The 15,885-nt window shown below is 30.1% G+C and carries 19 protein-coding genes; 2 read left to right on the top strand and 17 right to left on the bottom strand.

What is annotated here, in order from left to right; all coding sequences use genetic code 11:
• Positions 1 to 7 precede the first annotated feature (7 nt).
• Positions 8 to 721 (bottom strand): murein hydrolase activator EnvC, encoded by a 714-nt coding sequence (locus TR13x_RS00420; RefSeq protein WP_054869910.1) that lies wholly within the window; start codon positions 719 to 721, stop codon positions 8 to 10.
• 147 nt (positions 722 to 868) lie between these two features.
• Here TR13x_RS00420 and TR13x_RS00415 point away from each other — a divergent pair, with 147 nt between their 5' ends.
• A complete protein-coding gene (locus TR13x_RS00415; protein ID WP_054869909.1) occupies positions 869 to 2,464 on the top strand; it encodes an MDR family MFS transporter in 1,596 nt (531 codons plus the stop codon).
• 11 nt (positions 2,465 to 2,475) lie between these two features.
• A complete protein-coding gene (locus tag TR13x_RS00410; protein ID WP_054869908.1) occupies positions 2,476 to 2,904 on the top strand; it encodes a MarR family winged helix-turn-helix transcriptional regulator in 429 nt (142 codons plus the stop codon).
• 24 nt (positions 2,905 to 2,928) lie between these two features.
• Here TR13x_RS00410 and mgsA read toward each other — a convergent pair whose 3' ends face one another.
• From mgsA to rsxE, 16 genes are all read right to left on the bottom strand, one after another.
• Entirely contained in the window at positions 2,929 to 3,342 is a 414-nt protein-coding gene (gene mgsA, locus TR13x_RS00405; protein ID WP_054870433.1) for a methylglyoxal synthase, read from the bottom strand.
• A 28-nt stretch (positions 3,343 to 3,370) separates the two neighbouring features.
• Positions 3,371 to 3,658 (bottom strand): cell division topological specificity factor MinE, encoded by a 288-nt coding sequence (gene minE / locus TR13x_RS00400; RefSeq protein ID WP_255351291.1) that lies wholly within the window; start codon positions 3,656 to 3,658, stop codon positions 3,371 to 3,373.
• Positions 3,659 to 3,676: 18 nt separating this feature from the next.
• On the bottom strand, positions 3,677 to 4,471 hold the full coding sequence (minD, locus tag TR13x_RS00395; RefSeq protein WP_054869906.1) for a septum site-determining protein MinD: 795 nt from the start codon (positions 4,469 to 4,471) through the stop codon (positions 3,677 to 3,679).
• A gap of 20 nt (positions 4,472 to 4,491) precedes the next feature.
• A complete protein-coding gene (minC, locus tag TR13x_RS00390; RefSeq protein WP_054869905.1) occupies positions 4,492 to 5,139 on the bottom strand; it encodes a septum site-determining protein MinC in 648 nt (215 codons plus the stop codon).
• 100 nt (positions 5,140 to 5,239) lie between these two features.
• Positions 5,240 to 8,575 carry a penicillin-binding transpeptidase domain-containing protein gene (locus tag TR13x_RS00385; protein ID WP_054869904.1) on the bottom strand — a complete coding sequence of 1,112 codons (3,336 nt, stop codon included), beginning with the start codon at positions 8,573 to 8,575 and terminating at the stop codon, positions 5,240 to 5,242.
• Between the two features lie 18 nt (positions 8,576 to 8,593).
• Entirely contained in the window at positions 8,594 to 9,085 is a 492-nt protein-coding gene (mreD, locus tag TR13x_RS00380; protein ID WP_054869903.1) for a rod shape-determining protein MreD, read from the bottom strand.
• Positions 9,086 to 9,095: 10 nt separating this feature from the next.
• On the bottom strand, positions 9,096 to 9,938 hold the full coding sequence (gene mreC, locus TR13x_RS00375; RefSeq protein ID WP_054870432.1) for a rod shape-determining protein MreC: 843 nt from the start codon (positions 9,936 to 9,938) through the stop codon (positions 9,096 to 9,098).
• 28 nt (positions 9,939 to 9,966) lie between these two features.
• The gene (locus tag TR13x_RS00370) at positions 9,967 to 10,998 is read right to left on the bottom strand and encodes a rod shape-determining protein (RefSeq protein ID WP_054869902.1); all 1,032 of its coding nucleotides are present in this window, start codon (positions 10,996 to 10,998) and stop codon (positions 9,967 to 9,969) included.
• Between the two features lie 26 nt (positions 10,999 to 11,024).
• A complete protein-coding gene (gene radC, locus TR13x_RS00365) occupies positions 11,025 to 11,720 on the bottom strand; it encodes a DNA repair protein RadC (protein ID WP_054869901.1) in 696 nt (231 codons plus the stop codon).
• A 15-nt stretch (positions 11,721 to 11,735) separates the two neighbouring features.
• Positions 11,736 to 12,320, bottom strand: a complete 585-nt coding sequence (locus tag TR13x_RS00360) for a nucleoside triphosphate pyrophosphatase (RefSeq protein ID WP_054869900.1) — start codon at positions 12,318 to 12,320, stop codon at positions 11,736 to 11,738.
• 8 nt (positions 12,321 to 12,328) lie between these two features.
• The gene (locus TR13x_RS00355; RefSeq protein ID WP_054869899.1) at positions 12,329 to 12,580 is read right to left on the bottom strand and encodes a DUF4321 domain-containing protein; all 252 of its coding nucleotides are present in this window, start codon (positions 12,578 to 12,580) and stop codon (positions 12,329 to 12,331) included.
• A gap of 17 nt (positions 12,581 to 12,597) precedes the next feature.
• A complete protein-coding gene (locus tag TR13x_RS00350) occupies positions 12,598 to 13,104 on the bottom strand; it encodes a Gx transporter family protein (RefSeq protein WP_054869898.1) in 507 nt (168 codons plus the stop codon).
• Between the two features lie 14 nt (positions 13,105 to 13,118).
• Positions 13,119 to 13,502 (bottom strand): NusG domain II-containing protein, encoded by a 384-nt coding sequence (locus TR13x_RS00345; RefSeq protein WP_054869897.1) that lies wholly within the window; start codon positions 13,500 to 13,502, stop codon positions 13,119 to 13,121.
• Between the two features lie 183 nt (positions 13,503 to 13,685).
• Positions 13,686 to 14,663 (bottom strand): RnfABCDGE type electron transport complex subunit B, encoded by a 978-nt coding sequence (rnfB, locus tag TR13x_RS00340; RefSeq protein ID WP_082394717.1) that lies wholly within the window; start codon positions 14,661 to 14,663, stop codon positions 13,686 to 13,688.
• Positions 14,664 to 14,675: 12 nt separating this feature from the next.
• Complete coding sequence (rsxA, locus tag TR13x_RS00335; protein WP_054869896.1) at positions 14,676 to 15,257, bottom strand: electron transport complex subunit RsxA; 582 nt, start codon at positions 15,255 to 15,257, stop codon at positions 14,676 to 14,678.
• 13 nt (positions 15,258 to 15,270) lie between these two features.
• Positions 15,271 to 15,873, bottom strand: coding sequence for an electron transport complex subunit RsxE (rsxE, locus tag TR13x_RS00330; RefSeq protein WP_054869895.1), 603 nt, complete (start codon positions 15,871 to 15,873; stop codon positions 15,271 to 15,273).
• Between the last annotated feature and the right edge of the window lie 12 nt (positions 15,874 to 15,885).

The following is a 15,885-nucleotide window of genomic DNA, read 5'->3' as shown; positions in this document are numbered from 1 at the left end:
TCCCCCATTAATTATTTAAATTGCTAATACTTATACTTACAAAATCTAATGGATTTATAGGAGTACTATCTTTCCATATTTCAAAATGCAATAATTTATCTCCTTTACCATCTTCTTTTAATGTACCTAAAACCTGTCCTTTAGTTACTCTCTGGCCTACTTTTACATATATATTGTCTAAATGTGCATAAACTGCTTCTATTTCACCAAAATCAACTCGGATACATTCACCCAAAATTTTGTTATTATAAATCTCACTTATTATTCCATTCCCTATTGAATAAATCTTTTTATCATTTGAAAGTATATCTATACCTCTATGAAAAATAGTTATATCGCCTTTCTTTACTTGACCGAATTTTTTATAAACTATACCTGTAGCCGGCGCAAAAAATGAATCTATCTTTACATCATTTTGATATTTAAAAACTGAAGTTGCTTTATCTAGCTCCTCACTGCTTCCTTTCGCATACTTCAGTACTTTGTAACCTAGTTTTTTGAAATCATAATCGTATTTTACTGTGTCTTCGACTAATCTAATAACATTATTTGTAAAACTTGTATTAAAAGATTTAATAAGTATTATTAGAAGAACAATTATTATACTAACCAACAGTTGGTAAAACAACTTTTTGTAACTATTTTTCTGTTTTGACCTGTTTAAATAATCTCTTTTAACTCTCATAGGAAAAAGTTTGAAAATAAGTTTTCGTTTTCCCATATATTTCATCCCCTAAATATTGAATTTACTATATTATTATTTTTTTAACTACTTTTTTATTACAATTAAAAGTTGACTTATAATTTAACTAGTTTTACAATTAATTTAGTTAATATTTAACTTAGTTAAATTTAAGGGGGTAATATAATGAAGTATCAAGAAACAAACCAAATAACTGGTAATAGACGCTGGATAGCTTTAGCTGCTGTAATGGTAACAATGTTTTTTTCATCTTTAGACCAAACAATAATTTCTTCTGCTATGCCTACTATTATTGCAGATTTAAGAGGTTTTGACATATATGCGTGGGTATTTACTGCATATATGATGACATCTGCTATAACTGTTCCTATATACGGTAAATTATCAGATATTTACGGACGTAAACCCTTTTACGTATTCGGTCTTTCTGTATTTATGATAGGTTCTGCCCTTTCAGGCCAAGCTCACACAATGATGCAGCTTATTTTTGCAAGAGGATTACAAGGTCTTGGAGGAGGGGCAATGATGAGTATGCCCCGTGCCACAATAGGAGATATATTTAATCCTAAAGAAAGAGGCAAATGGATGGGGCTTATTATGTCAGTTTTTGGGCTTGCTAGTATTATTGGACCATATCTAGGTGGATGGATTACAGATAATTTTAATTGGCGATGGGTATTTTACATCAATTTACCTGTAGCTTTAATTTCGATTATAGCAGTATCTTATGCACTTCCAAATGTTAGAACTAAAGAAAAACATAGTATAGACTGGTTAGGGAGTGCTTTTATGATTTTAGCTTTAATTCCTATCTTACTTGCTTTTACTTGGGCTGGTTCAAAATATCAATGGACTTCTAAGCAAATTATTAGTCTTTTTGCTATAGGTATAATGTTCATGATTTGTTTTATTCTTATAGAAAAGAAAGCTAAAGAACCTTTATTAAGTCCTTCATTATTCAAAAATTCAATTTTCACTTCGACTGTACTTATGGGCTTATTAGTATCAATGAGTCTTTTTGGTACTGTTATGTTCTTACCACTTTTTGTTCAAGGTGTAGTTGGATTATCTGCATCTAATTCAGGTGCTTTGTTAACACCAATGATGCTAAGTTTTATAGCTGGAAGTATAGTCGGTGGTATTATTATCAGCAAAACAGGTAGATATAAACTTCAAGCTATTCTAGGTTCCATAATAGTTATAATTGCAGTATTTTTACTTTCAAAAATGGATGTAAATACAACATGGATTACAGTAATAAGAAATATGATAATTTTAGGTTTAGGACTCGGTACTGTTATGCCTTTAGTAAATGTTGTTATACAGAATGCTTTCCCTTATAAAATGCTTGGTGTTGTAAATTCAACGCAGCAATTTGTAAATTCTCTAGGGGGTATTGTTATAGCACCTATTTATGGTACAATATTAGCAAATGCTTTTGCAAAAGAACTACCTAGAAATTTACCTGCAAAATTACTAAAAGCAATGAATTCTATGCCAAAATCAGTAAGTTCAGCTATATCAAATCCTCAAGCTTTAATAACTGCACATGCTCAAGAGCAGATTAAAACAATGTTTTCAGCTTTTGGAAATGCTGGCTTGAAACTTTATAATCAGTTTATTCATGCTGTCAAGCTTTCTTTATCAACTGGAATTACAAAACTATATTCTTTTGGAGTAGTATTTGCTGTTTTAACTTTATTAGCTGCTTTTTGCTTGAAGGAGATTCCATTAAAACATGATGAATTCTATGATGAATAGGAGTGTAGTTTATGAATATTGAAACAAATAATAAAAATGGAATGATTGACAGTCTAAGTAGTTTATTGGTAAGTCTTAATAAAAAATTAGCATCTGAATTACAAGATAAAATTTCAAAAGATATTACTTTATCTCAATTAATTATATTAAAGCAAATTAATAGAGGAATCCATACTGTCAGTTCTTTGTCTGAAAAATTAACTATCTCTGCACCTGCAGCTTCAAAACTCATAGAACAACTTCATAAATCTGGATTTGTAATTCGTAAAAGATCTGATAAAGATAGAAGAGTAGTATTTATTGAACTTACTGATAAAGGAAAAGAGATATTAAAAAATAATGAGCAAATAAGGAATGAAGTTTTCAAAGAAATGTTATCACCGCTATCCAAAAACGAAATAGATACACTTATAAACATATTAAAAAAAATAATTGAATAAAATATTGAAGGCGACATCAATCAACTATTGTCGCCTTTGGTGTTTATTTATAATTTTCCTCCAATCTAAATCTCCTCTTTGCATTGATTTAATTAACAACTCAGCAGTAGCTATATTAGTAGCTAAAGGAATTCCATGTACATCACATAATCTCATTAATGCTAGAATATCTGGTTCATGAGGTTGAGCTGTTAACGGATCCCTTAAAAATATCACCAAGTCTATTTCGTTGTTTGCTACTAAAGCACCTATCTGTTGGTCTCCACCTAAAGGTCCAGATAAAAATCTATGAATATCAAGGCCTGTAGCTTCATTTATAAGTTTACCAGTCGTTCCTGTTGCATACAATTTATGGTTTTTTAAAATATCCTTATACGCTAATGTAAAATTAACTATTTGCTTTTTCTTTTTATCATGTGCTATTAATGCTATTTTCATATATTCTCCAACCCTTCTATTAATATGTCTATTTTTCAATTGCTTTTTCCTTCATTTTAATAATTGGTATGTTGGCTACTAAAGCAGGTATAGGGGAATTGTCACTTTCCCTTCTTGTACGTGTTAACTTAATATCTAATCCTTCTTCATCTATATCCATATAGTCAGATATCACTCTTATTATATCACCTTTTATCATTTCTAAAAAGCGTGGAGATACATTAGCTCTATCATGAATAAGAACTAGCTTTAACCTTTCTTTTGCAACAGTTTTACTGTTTACTTCGCTCTTCCCAAATAATTTTAGTAAATCCAAAACAATACCCCCTTACTACTATTTTCCGAATATCAACTTCTTAAGTTTAGAAAGCATTCCCTCATCTACTTCTAAATCTAGTAGTGGTATTTCTTCTCCTATAATTCTCTTTGATATATTTCTATATGCTTTACCAGATAAAGCTTTTTCATCGCCAACTACTGGTTCACCTTTATTAGTAGATATAACAATTGCTTCATCATCAGGAACAACACCAAGTAATTCTATTGCTAAAATATCTATCATATCATCAATATTCATCATATCTCCTCTTTTTACCATATCTTGTCTAATTCTATTTATAATTAACTTAGGGTTATGTAATCCTTTGGCTTCTAAAAGCCCTATTATTCTATCTGCATCTCTTACAGCTGAAATTTCTGGTGTTGTTACTACAATAGCTTTATCTGCTCCAGCAATAGCATTTTGAAAACCTTGTTCTATTCCTGCAGGACAATCTATCAAAACATAGTCAAACATTTCTTTTAAATCTTCACATAATTCCTGCATCTGCTCTGGAGTTACTGCTGTTTTATCTTTTGTCTGTGCTGCTGGTAGTAAATACAGTCCATCATATCTTTTATCTTTTATTAATCCCTGCTTAAGCCTGCAAACTTTCTCTACAACATCAACAATATCATAAACTATTCTATTTTCAAGACCCATAACAACATCTAAATTTCTCAAACCAATATCTGCATCTACTACAACAACTTTTTTACCATTCATTACAAGTCCTGCTCCTAAATTAGCTGTTGTTGTTGTTTTACCAACTCCACCTTTACCTGAAGTTATTACAATCACTTCTCCCATTTTTTCAGCCTCCCATTAATTTATTTTTTAGTTAAGTAAGGTTCTATTAGCATTTTTCCATCCTTTATATTTGCTATCTCTGGCCACTTAGGTTTATCTTTTTCACCATCAGGACTACGTGCTATAATTTCAGCTATTCTAAGTTGAGTAGGTTGCAAACTAAAGGCTGCAACAATCGCATTTTTATTTCCATCGCAACCAGCATGTGCAATGCCTCTTAACGTACCTAAAATTATAATATTGCCTTTAGCTTTAACTTCAGCACCAGCGTTTACATCTCCTAGTATAACTAAATTCCCATCATATTCTATATATTGACCAGACCTTATTGTAGCCCTGATAAATTTAGTCTTACCTTCTTTAATACCTTCGAAAAATTTTTGTGTTTGCAAATTTATTTCAGATATTTGCTTATTATCCTCTTCTAAATTATATCTTTCATCAACACTAATACCATATTTATCTTGAATTAATATTGCTAGCTCTTTTTTTTCATCAAGTGAAAGTTTCTTTCCTTCAATACATTTAACCTTTCCTCCTTGAAAGAAACCCTTAGCATTCTCTAATTTTTCTTCTAGCTGTCGTTTTATGTTTTGAAAGTTGCCTTCTTTTATATAAATATAAATTCCTTCTTTTTTTCCTTTAAAAATTACTAAATTTTCATCCATGTCTAACGCCTCCGCAATAATGCTGTTAACTAAAAATATTCTTCAAAATTATTATAATTCCTTCTTCGTTAATAGAAAAAAATAAATTAGTAAGGTAGCACTACCTTACTAATTTATTTCGATATTCAAATTTTTCATCTACATTATTTAACCCTAGATACTGAGCTATAACTTCTTTAGCAACAGGTGCTGCATAGCCTCCATGTCCACCTTGAAATATTACTACTGCTACAGCTATTTGTGGATCATCGTAAGGTGCAAATCCTACAAACCATGCATAAGGGTCGTATTTTTTACCTGTTACAGGATTTGTACCTGTATTTTGGGCAGTACCTGTTTTACCGCCTACTTTTATAGGAAAATTTTTAAATATTGACCTTGCTGTACCCTCAGTAGTTACTAAGCCCATACCTTTTTTAACTTCATCTAAATAACTATAATCCTTCAATTTTATCCTATATGCATCATCTTTATTATCATTATAGTCAATTATTTCTCCATAATAAGTTTCTATTTTATCAATAACACTTACCTTATGTCTTATTCCACCATTAGCAAGTGTTGCTATATAATTCGCTATCTGAATAGGTGTATATGCATTATGTCCTTGTCCAATAGAAATGTTTAAAGTATCTGCTTGCTTCCAAGATGCTTGGTTTAGATAACTATATTTTATAATATCTGCTATATTTATACCTTTATCATTTTCTTTATATGGGTCTATACCTAATTTCGATAAATTTTGTATAACTTCACTTCTAGTAAGTGTATTTTCTAATTCAACCCAACTAACTATAGTGTCAATCATATTTTGTAAATCTTTTTCAGAAATATCATCTTGTTTCAAATAATTCTTTAAATTATTATTCAAAAATCTTCTCAAACTTCTTTTAATAGTAATTATTTTAATTTGCGGATTCGGAACTCCGCCAGAGGCTTCATTTGGTATATTAATTTCTATTCCTGTTTTATCATTTAGCCCAAATTCCTGCGCTAGCCTTAAAATATCATCAATTTCTACTTTAGCTCCCAATTCTCGACCTGTTCTTAAGTTTTTACCTAAAGTAACTGTATAAAAATAATAGTTGCATGAATCTCTTATAGCCTCATATAAATTTTCTGGTCCATGAGTAAGCCTTCTATCATTCCATAACCAACATCCAAAAGTTTTATTACCTAATTTTAAATATCCCATATCAATTATTTTTGTCTTTGGATCAATTCCAGCTTCTAAAGCTGCTAAAGCTGTTATCATCTTAAAAGTTGAACCAGGCTGTATTGCTGTTTGTATAGCTATATTATATAAAGGTCTAGGTGCAAGAGGATCTTCAGGATTTTTCGGCATTAGACTTTCCCAATCATCTTCATTAATTCCTGTTGCAAATAAATTAGGATCATACGCAGGATAACTTGCTAAAGCGAGAACTTCTCCTGTCTTTACATCTATTGCAACTACTGCACCTGAGGTTGCATCTTTAAAACTCTCTCTATAATTATAATTCCCCCATTTGCTTTTAAATTCTCCACCTTTTTGTATCTCTTCTATTGCTTGCTTAAGTGCTTTTTCAGCAACTTGCTGTAATTTTGCATCTATAGTCAAGTAAACATTATTCCCTGGAATAGCCTTTTCTTCTTTTAAAACTTTTATAGTATTACCCAAAACATCTACCTCTATATACTTAGACCCGTCTTGCCCTTTTAAGTATTGTTCAAATTTCTGTTCAATTCCTGTTTTACCTATAATATCATTAGGAGAATATCCTAACTTTTTAATATATTTCTCTATCTCATAACTCTGTGATATTTTACCCAAATATCCAAGTATATGAGCTGCTGTACTACCCATAGGGTAGTATCTAACAGGTTCAACAGATACATAAACACCTGTTAAGTCTAGGTTGTTTTCTGCTATTTTAGAAACTGTACTAGGTTTAATACCATAAGCAATATTAATAGGCTGATAAGCTCTATAACCTTGTTTTTTTAACTGTTCTATTATAAGCATTATATATCTTGCTTCATATTTACTTAGTTCTGAGCTTATTTTATATTTATCTCTTAATAAGTTAAATGCATCATTAGCACTGCTATCTTCAGGTAATTTATATTTTTTAAGCCAATTTCTTTTATTCCTTATAGGAACGTATTCAAAATCTTTAACCGAAATCTTAGGATTTATCTCATTATTAAGAACTATTTCCTGGGCAAAGTACTTTATATTTTTATCCTTTATTAAATCATAAATAAGCCCTGTTTTTTTTCCAATTTCAATTAAAGCTTTTTCAGGTGGTAATTGTTCATTAATCTCTTCTTTTTGACAAAATATTTTTTTACTTTTCTCATCTATATATTTAAACGAAACTTTTTTCTTTTCTCTATCTATTTCAATATCTATAGGTACATAAGACCCTTCATCTTTTAAATTATCTATTAAAACTTTTGCAGGTATTATCTCTTGTTTTTTATTTGACTTATTGCTGTTTGTAGTAAAAACTGTACTAATCAACTCATCTATAGATGTCTCTATTACAATATTTGTAAAATCATCTTCTGCAGTTGAATCCATAGTAATTTTACCAAAGTTTTTAATTAAATCTGCTTTTATCTTTTTATATTCTTGATCAAACTTAAACATATAATCATTTATTTCAAACTTTTCGACTAACCCTCTATTATCAAGAAACGAAAATATTAATCTCCTTATAATAGGATTTCTTATTACTTTACTAAAAATCTTTTCATTTTTTTCTACCATTAAAATAAAATCCGCTTCTGGATTTTGTTTTAATGGTAATTTGTTCTCTAGTTTCCATTTCCGTATATCGTATTTTTTATCGTATTCAAATTTGACTTCTTTTGAACTACTGTCTATATTAATCAAAATAGGAACCGTTATACCATTATTCTCTAAAATAGTTTTAATTCTGTCTGCTACACTTACAGTAAAATTATTATCATTACTATTATGGGTATAATATAGCTTTACAATATCCTTAATTAATTTGTTTTCTAATATAATTTTAATAATTTCCTTTTCTGGTTCTTCAGAACTTTTAATATATTCACTATCATCTTTATAAGTTATTACATCTAATTTAATTGGAAATTCATCCGAATAATTTTCTCCCTCTTCTTCTAAAATCTTAATCAGTTTTAAAGCTACTTCATTTCTATTTTTATTTATTTCATCTTTAACAATCTGAACTGTAAAACTTGGTCTATTACCTGCTAATAATCGACCATATCTGTCTCTTATTTCTCCTCTTGCTGCTGTAATTGGTATCTGTTTAACCCTTTTATTGTCAGAAATTTCTCTATATTTATCTCCTAATACTATAGTAAGTGTTGATAATCTAAAAGCAACTAAAAGGAATACTATTGAAATAATAATTAACAAAATATTATATCTATTTTTTATTTTTTCTTTTAATGTCAATATTACCACCTTCCGCTTCTATCTAAAACTTATAGAAGGTTTTTTTTGTAATTTTACAACCAGCCTGTAAATAAATATAGAAAATAAGCTATTGTATATTAATTCAATAAAAATTATTTTTCTTATTAAATAAAAATAATTATAGTTAACTGTTAAAAAATACATAAAGAAAGAATATATTAAATGATAAAAAACAGTCGAAAAAGCAGTTAACACCAAAGGCATAAAAGAACTGTCTTTATATATTTTATCATTTATTGAGCCAATTAGATATCCTACAATAAAATAAATAAGTGCATTAATTCCAATAACATTAAAGAAAAGTATATCCTGTATAAAACCAGTTATTAAACCTATAAAAGAGCCTACCTTTTTCCCTTTTAATACAGAAATGCATATTAAGATAATCAAGGTTGTATTTGGCAGTATACCAAATACTCTAAAATGTTGGAAAATAGTAGTTTGTAGTACAAAATTCAAAATTATTAATAAAATCATATTAAAAGGCATCCTCTATCCCTCACTTATACTCATTAACACCTGTAATTACATAAACATAATCTAGTTTTTTAAAATTAATAGAAGGCTCAACTAAAATTCGTTTTACTAGATCATCTTCCTTCTTTATAACTTTTTTTATTTTCCCTATATAAAGCCCTTCAATAAAGACTTCTCCTAATCCTGAAGTTATAAGCTTGTCACCTTCAACAATATCAGAATTCGAATCAAATAAATATCCACTCATTTCTCCACTTATACTTCCATTTAAAATACCACCATCTTGAGTACGGATTACTTTAAAACTAACTTTACTGCCTTCATCAATTATAGTTAAAACTTTAGACCAATTATCACCGACTTCAATTACCTTTCCGACCAATCCTTCTTCAATAATACCTCCATCTAGCTCAACAGCTTTAATAATTATACTTCCTTCTTGAACACCATCTTTTCTTCCTTTATCAATTATAAATCTATCAAACCAGTTTCCTGGATCCTTACCTATAATTTTACTTCTAATAAAAGCATATTTTGATTTTTGCAGCATGATAGCTTCATTTTTCAAGTATTCAGCACGACTAATAATGTCTTCCATCTTTCTATTTTCTTCTTTTAACCTTAGTATTTCAGCTTTCATTCTTTCATTTTCTTCTTTTAATTTAAATATATTAGTTACTGACTTTATTGTGTTTGTGATTTTTTGGTCAACTGTATAAAATAATTTCTGAAATGGAGTCACTATTTTCCCAGTTAGATTCTCTATTGATGTCATATTTTGTCTATCTTTAGAAGTTAATCCTATTATAATAATTAGAATGATAGCGACTAAAGCCACTATCATTCTACTTCTATACTTTTTCATTTTATACACACTTCACCACCAACCATTATTACCTATTTGTACTAATTAATACTCTCCTTAAAGTCTCTATTTCTTCAAGTGCTTTACCTGTTCCTAAAACGACACAATCAAGTGGATTTTCTGCAATATGAACTGGCATTCCAGTCTCTTTCTTAATCAATCTATCTAAACCATCAAGTAATGCACCACCGCCAGTAAGCATAATACCCTGTTCCATAATATCAGCTGCTAATTCAGGTGGTGTTTTCTCTAAAGTATATTTTATTGCATCAATTATGCTTGAAACAGGCTCTTTCATGGCAGTTAAAATTTCAGCTGCACATATTTCTATAGTTTTAGGTAGACCAGTCACTAAATCCCTACCCCTTATTTTCATTTTTTTATCTTTAGTTTTTGGACTTAAATCTGCTGATCCTATCTGTATTTTTACTTCTTCTGCAGTTCTCTCTCCAATCATTAAATTATATTCTTTCTTAATATAATAGATAATTGATTCATCTAATTCGTCTCCACCAATTCTTATTGATTTGCTTGTTACTATTCCACCAAGTGAAATAATAGCAACTTCAGTAGTTCCTCCACCAATATCTACAACCATGCTACCTGTTGGTTCTTGTACTGGAAGACCTGCACCAATAGCTGCTGCCATAGGTTCTTCAATAAGGTGTGCTTCTCTAGCTCCAGCTTGTCTAGCTGCTTCCTCAACTGCTCTTTTTTCAACTTCTGTTACTCCAGACGGTACGCATACTACCACTCTAGGCTGTACAAAAGAGCGTCTCGGATAAGCTTTTTTAATAAAGTGTTTTAACATACTTTGAGTAACATCAAAATCTGCTATAACACCATCTTTCATTGGTCTGATTGCAATTATATCACCAGGTGTTCTACCTATCATCCTCTTAGCTTCCTCACCAACAGCTAAAACCTGATTTGTTTTTGATTTAATAGCTACAACTGAAGGCTCTCTAATGATTATCCCTTTTCCTTTAACATACACTAATGTATTCGCAGTTCCTAAATCTATTCCCATATCTCTTGAAAAGATATTTAAGATGCCCATCTTCTTTTGCTCCTCCCTATTTCATCTTATATTATGTTTTTCTCTTTTAAACTTACGTATTTTCCATCCCCAATAATTATGTGATCTAACAAATCTATCCCTAAAATTTTTCCCCCTTCAACAAGTCTTTTAGTAATATTTATATCTTCTTTGCTAGGTGTCGGATCACCACTAGGGTGATTGTGTACTATAATTATCGATGCACTACTTCTTTTTATTGCCACTTTAAATACCTCTCTGGGATGTACTATTGAAGAGTTTAAACTACCAACAGAGGTATCTTCTATAGCAATTATGTTATTTTTTGTATCTAACAGAATAGTTTTAAAATATTCTTTTTTAAAATATCTCATTTCTTCCATTAGAATATTAACTACATCATGCGGACAAGTTATCTTTATTCTACTTTCCGTATTAAAAGAAGATAACCGCTTGCCAATCTCAATAGCTGCAATAATTTGAGCAGCTTTGCACTTTCCAATTCCATTAAGCTCTGTTAGCTCCTCAAATGTTAATTCAGCTAAATACCTTAGTCCACTTTTGTCCATAGAAAGTATTCTTTGTGATAGTTCAATAGCTGTATACTTTCTATTTCCTGTCCTTATGATTATAGCTAATAATTCTGAATTTGATAATGCTTTTGGACCAAATTTAAATAACTTTTCTCTTGGCCTTTCTTCTTCTGGTAAATCTTTTATAGTATAGTTCTCCACTCCACCCATTTATATCAATCCATCCTATAATAGTCTTACTCCAAAATATTTTTCTAAAATACTATCTAATTTTGATATTGGTAAGCCGACTACATTCCAATAAGAACCTTTTATCCATTCTACAAATATTGAGCCATAGCCTTGTATAGCATAAGCGCCTGCTTTATCTAAATATTCTCTGGTTCTAATATATCTTTTTATTTGATCTGAAGTCAAGTCTTTAAACTTGACAATTGTTTCAGTATAGTCAATAATTTTATTATGTGTGCCTGTCTCAATAATTGCAAACCCTGTAATTACAGAATGGGTTTTGCCACTTAATTTAAATAACATTTCAAATGCTTCACTTTCACTACGTGGTTTGCCTAAGATTTTTCGTTCAAAAACAACAATAGTATCAGCCGCTATTACTATTTCACCATTTGTCATTTTTAGTGATACATCATTTGCTTTTTGAAATGCTAGAGACATAGCTGTTTGCTTTGGCTCATCAAAATCATTAACTAACTCTGGTATATCACTTTGAACAATATCAAAATCAATATTAAATTTAGATAATAATTCTTTTCTTCTAGGTGAACCAGAAGCTAAAATTATCCTCTTTTGCATATTATCACCTATAATTTCCTGTATATAAATACCGAAATTATCAAGCCAATTACACTTGCAATACTAACATTTATAGCTAAACCAAAAGTTAAATTGATTACTTTTAAGTCTAATTGTATTGGTGATTTAAATCCTATTGCATAATTATATGCCAATAAAGGTATCTTATCGCTTAACAAATCTCCAATTATCCCACCAATTACAATCCCCGTAATCAATAATAAAAATAAAACCCACGGGTTTCTATTTCTAGTTCTCATCATAACCCTCCTTAAAATCATAAATTAAATATTTTTTTTAAATGTTTTGTCGTATAAAAGGTGCTTAAACCAACAAAATATCCAGTAAATAAGCTAACTAAATTCATAACTGGTAAATACGAAAATATCTTAATATTCTCCATCATAATGCTTGCAACACTTATTTGCCCTATATTATGAAAAACAGCTCCTATAATACTTACACCTATAACACTAAACATCTTTGACAAAAATCTATATACAAAATACATTGCAACTAAACTTAGTAAGCTTCCAGTTAAACTATAAAATAAACTTGTTACACTTCCAGTTGCCAAACTAAATGTTATACTTCTTAGTATTGCTACTATCAAAGCTTCTTTATACCCAAATACAATTAAAGTCGATAAAACTACAATATTAGCTAAACCTAATTTTGCTCCAGGCACGATAAAAGGTAATGGTATTAAAGATTCAAGTATGCTTAGCGCAAGTCCTAATGCTACCAATAACGATAAAAAAATAAGTTTTTTAATATTATTCACTTTACTCACTCTTTCTAGTAGCTTACATCATCTATTTTATCATTTGCTTTTTTTTCTCCCACTATTTCAATAGTCAACTTATTTGGTAAGCAAACTATAATTTCTCCAGGTTTTGATATCCAGCCTTGCTTAACATCTAATTTATCAGGACAATCTGCATCTATTACTCTAACCTTCCCTTCACCAATTTCAATCTTGTTATAACCGTATTTTGTTCTTATATCAATAGTCTTTCCAATCATGTTTTTACCAAAAGTAATTTTTTTAATAACTTTTCCATTTACCGTAATCCTTATATACTTATAATCTGATTTACTTATGTCGCTTTTAACTATACTAAGACCTATTATACTTGATAATATTATAAAAAAAATAAGATACTTGTCCCATTTTGTCATACTAAACACCTTTCAAAATCTATGAAATGTAAATGTATACAGAACATACATATTATCTCAATTTTAGTTTACCACTTATATTACCTAAATACAAGTAACAATTTTTTCATTAAAAATGCGACTATGACGCATTTAGTTGAAAGGGAATAAAAAACCCTGCTATAAATATAGCAGGGTTTAAATTTAGTTAAGCTCAATTGCATCTTTAGGACATTTTTCAGCACATAAACCACAACCTACGCACTTGTCTTCTAATACTTTATGTTTCTCTTTCAATTCTCCTTCTATAGCATCTACAGGACATTGTCTCTTACAAATTGTACATCCTACACATTTTTCTTCTTCAATATGAGCTTTCTTTCTTTTTTCAAAGTTAGCTGATATAGCTTTAGTTGGACATTTTTCTGCACAAATCATACAATTAGTACATTTATCATAGTTAATTTTGGCTAAATTATTTTCAAATTCTATTGCATCGAATGGACAAGATTTTACACAAATCTTACAGCCAATGCATCCAACAGTACATTTTGATTTAACTTCTTTTCCGAACTCTTTGCTATTACAATCTACAAAAACATCTTGTTCATATGGCACCATATCTATTACAGCCTTTGGACATACCTCAATACATTTACGACATGCAGTACATTTCTCTGGGTTTATCTTTGCTATTCCATCAACAATTTCAATTGCACCAAACTGGCATGCCTCAATACAAGTTCCTAATCCTAAACATCCATACTGACAAGACTTACTTCCTCCAGCAACCATAGCAGCTGCTTTACAATCTTTAATTCCTAAATATTCATATTTCTCTTTAGCATTGTTACAAGTACCTTGACAAATAACTCTAGCTACTTTCTTTTCTCCTGCCTCAGCAGCTACTCCCATAATTTCACCTAATTTTTCAGCTGTCGCAGCACCTCCAACTGGACATCCATTTACAGGAGCTTTACCACTAGCCACTGCATTTGCAAAACCGTCACACCCAGGAAAGCCACATGCACCACAATTTGCACCTGGTAATGCTTCTCTTATTGCTTCAACCTTTGGATCGACTTCTACAGCAAACACCTTTGAAGCAATTGCTAAACCAACGCCAAATAATAGTCCTAAACCACCTAAACTTAATATTGCATATATAATACTAATAGACATGATTATCACCTCCTATACAAGACCAGTGAAACCTAAAAATGCTATTGACATTAATCCTGCTGTTATTAAAGCAATTGGAAATCCTTTTAAAGATTCAGGTACATCAGCTAATGCTAATCTTTCTCTAATACCTGCGAAAAGTACTATCGCTAAAGAAAAACCTATAGATGCACCTAATGAATGAATAATTGTTTCTATTAAATTATAGTTTTCTTGAATATTGATTATCGCCAATCCTAATACTGCACAGTTTGTAGTAATAAGTGGCAAATATACTCCTAAAGCTTGGTATAATGTTGGACTTGCTTTTTGAATAAACATCTCAACTAACTGAACTAGTGCAGCAATAATTAAAATAAAAGCTATAGTTTGCAAATATTCTAATCCTAAACTTACTAATATAGTATGATGTACAATATAAGTTATAATAGATGATAAAGTCATTACAAATGTAACAGCCATCCCCATACCAAAAGCAGTTTCTACCTGCTTAGATACTCCAAGGAAAGGACAAATACCTAAAAATCTTGAAAGCACAAAGTTGTTAACAAGCATTGCACTTATTAATATTGTAAATAATCCTCCTATACTCATCTACAAACCCCCTCTATACTCTAGCAGTCTTTCTTGACTTTAGCCAGTTAAATAATCCTATTAAAACACCTAATGCTAAGAAAGCTCCAGGAGGTAATATCATAATTATAGCTGGTTTAAAAGCTTCACCTAATACTTTAATTCCAAATATACTTCCCGCTCCAAGTAACTCTCTTATAATTCCTAAAAGAGTAAGAGCCCATGTAAATCCTAATCCCATACCAATTCCATCTACTACTGAATTAACAGGATTATTCTTTGAAGCATAAGACTCAGCTCTACCCAATATTAAACAGTTAACAACAATCAAAGGTATAAACAATCCTAAAGACCTATATAAATCAATAGCATAAGCATGCATAAACATTTCAATTAAAGTAACAAATGTAGCTATTATTACTATATAGGAAGGTATCCTTATTTTACTTGGAATAACTTTTCTTAACAAAGAAATAACCAAGTTCGAACTTATTAATACAGCAGTTGTCGCTAACCCCATTGCCATACCATCTACTGCAGTTGTTGTTACAGCTAATGTTGGACACATACCTAAAAGCTGCACAAATGTTGGGTTTTCTTTCAGTAAACCATTTTTTAAGTTATCTTTTAATTTCATCTCTACACCTCC

This window comes from Caloranaerobacter sp. TR13 (genome assembly GCF_001316435.1).
Taxonomy (GTDB): domain Bacteria; phylum Bacillota; class Clostridia; order Tissierellales; family Thermohalobacteraceae; genus Caloranaerobacter.
The sequence above is the reverse complement of the archived record's forward strand: the minus strand, read 5'-3'. Positions and strand labels throughout refer to the sequence as shown.

Excerpts from the sequence above, each read along its gene's own strand:
- TR13x_RS00420 (WP_054869910.1), bottom strand. The coding sequence starts at position 721 with ATGGGAAAACGAAAACTTATTTTCAAACTTTTTCCTATGAGAGTTAAA.
- TR13x_RS00415 (WP_054869909.1), top strand. The coding sequence starts at position 869 with ATGAAGTATCAAGAAACAAACCAAATAACTGGTAATAGACGCTGGATA.
- TR13x_RS00410 (WP_054869908.1), top strand. The coding sequence starts at position 2,476 with ATGAATATTGAAACAAATAATAAAAATGGAATGATTGACAGTCTAAGT.
- mgsA (WP_054870433.1), bottom strand. The coding sequence starts at position 3,342 with ATGAAAATAGCATTAATAGCACATGATAAAAAGAAAAAGCAAATAGTT.
- minD (WP_054869906.1), bottom strand. The coding sequence starts at position 4,471 with ATGGGAGAAGTGATTGTAATAACTTCAGGTAAAGGTGGAGTTGGTAAA.
- minC (WP_054869905.1), bottom strand. The coding sequence starts at position 5,139 with ATGGATGAAAATTTAGTAATTTTTAAAGGAAAAAAAGAAGGAATTTAT.
- mreD (WP_054869903.1), bottom strand. The coding sequence starts at position 9,085 with ATGCCTTTTAATATGATTTTATTAATAATTTTGAATTTTGTACTACAA.
- mreC (WP_054870432.1), bottom strand. The coding sequence starts at position 9,938 with ATGAAAAAGTATAGAAGTAGAATGATAGTGGCTTTAGTCGCTATCATT.
- TR13x_RS00370 (WP_054869902.1), bottom strand. The coding sequence starts at position 10,998 with ATGGGCATCTTAAATATCTTTTCAAGAGATATGGGAATAGATTTAGGA.
- radC (WP_054869901.1), bottom strand. The coding sequence starts at position 11,720 with ATGGGTGGAGTGGAGAACTATACTATAAAAGATTTACCAGAAGAAGAA.
- TR13x_RS00360 (WP_054869900.1), bottom strand. The coding sequence starts at position 12,320 with ATGCAAAAGAGGATAATTTTAGCTTCTGGTTCACCTAGAAGAAAAGAA.
- TR13x_RS00355 (WP_054869899.1), bottom strand. The coding sequence starts at position 12,580 with ATGAGAACTAGAAATAGAAACCCGTGGGTTTTATTTTTATTATTGATT.
- TR13x_RS00345 (WP_054869897.1), bottom strand. The coding sequence starts at position 13,502 with ATGACAAAATGGGACAAGTATCTTATTTTTTTTATAATATTATCAAGT.
- rnfB (WP_082394717.1), bottom strand. The coding sequence starts at position 14,663 with ATGTCTATTAGTATTATATATGCAATATTAAGTTTAGGTGGTTTAGGA.
- rsxA (WP_054869896.1), bottom strand. The coding sequence starts at position 15,257 with ATGAGTATAGGAGGATTATTTACAATATTAATAAGTGCAATGCTTGTT.
- rsxE (WP_054869895.1), bottom strand. The coding sequence starts at position 15,873 with ATGAAATTAAAAGATAACTTAAAAAATGGTTTACTGAAAGAAAACCCA.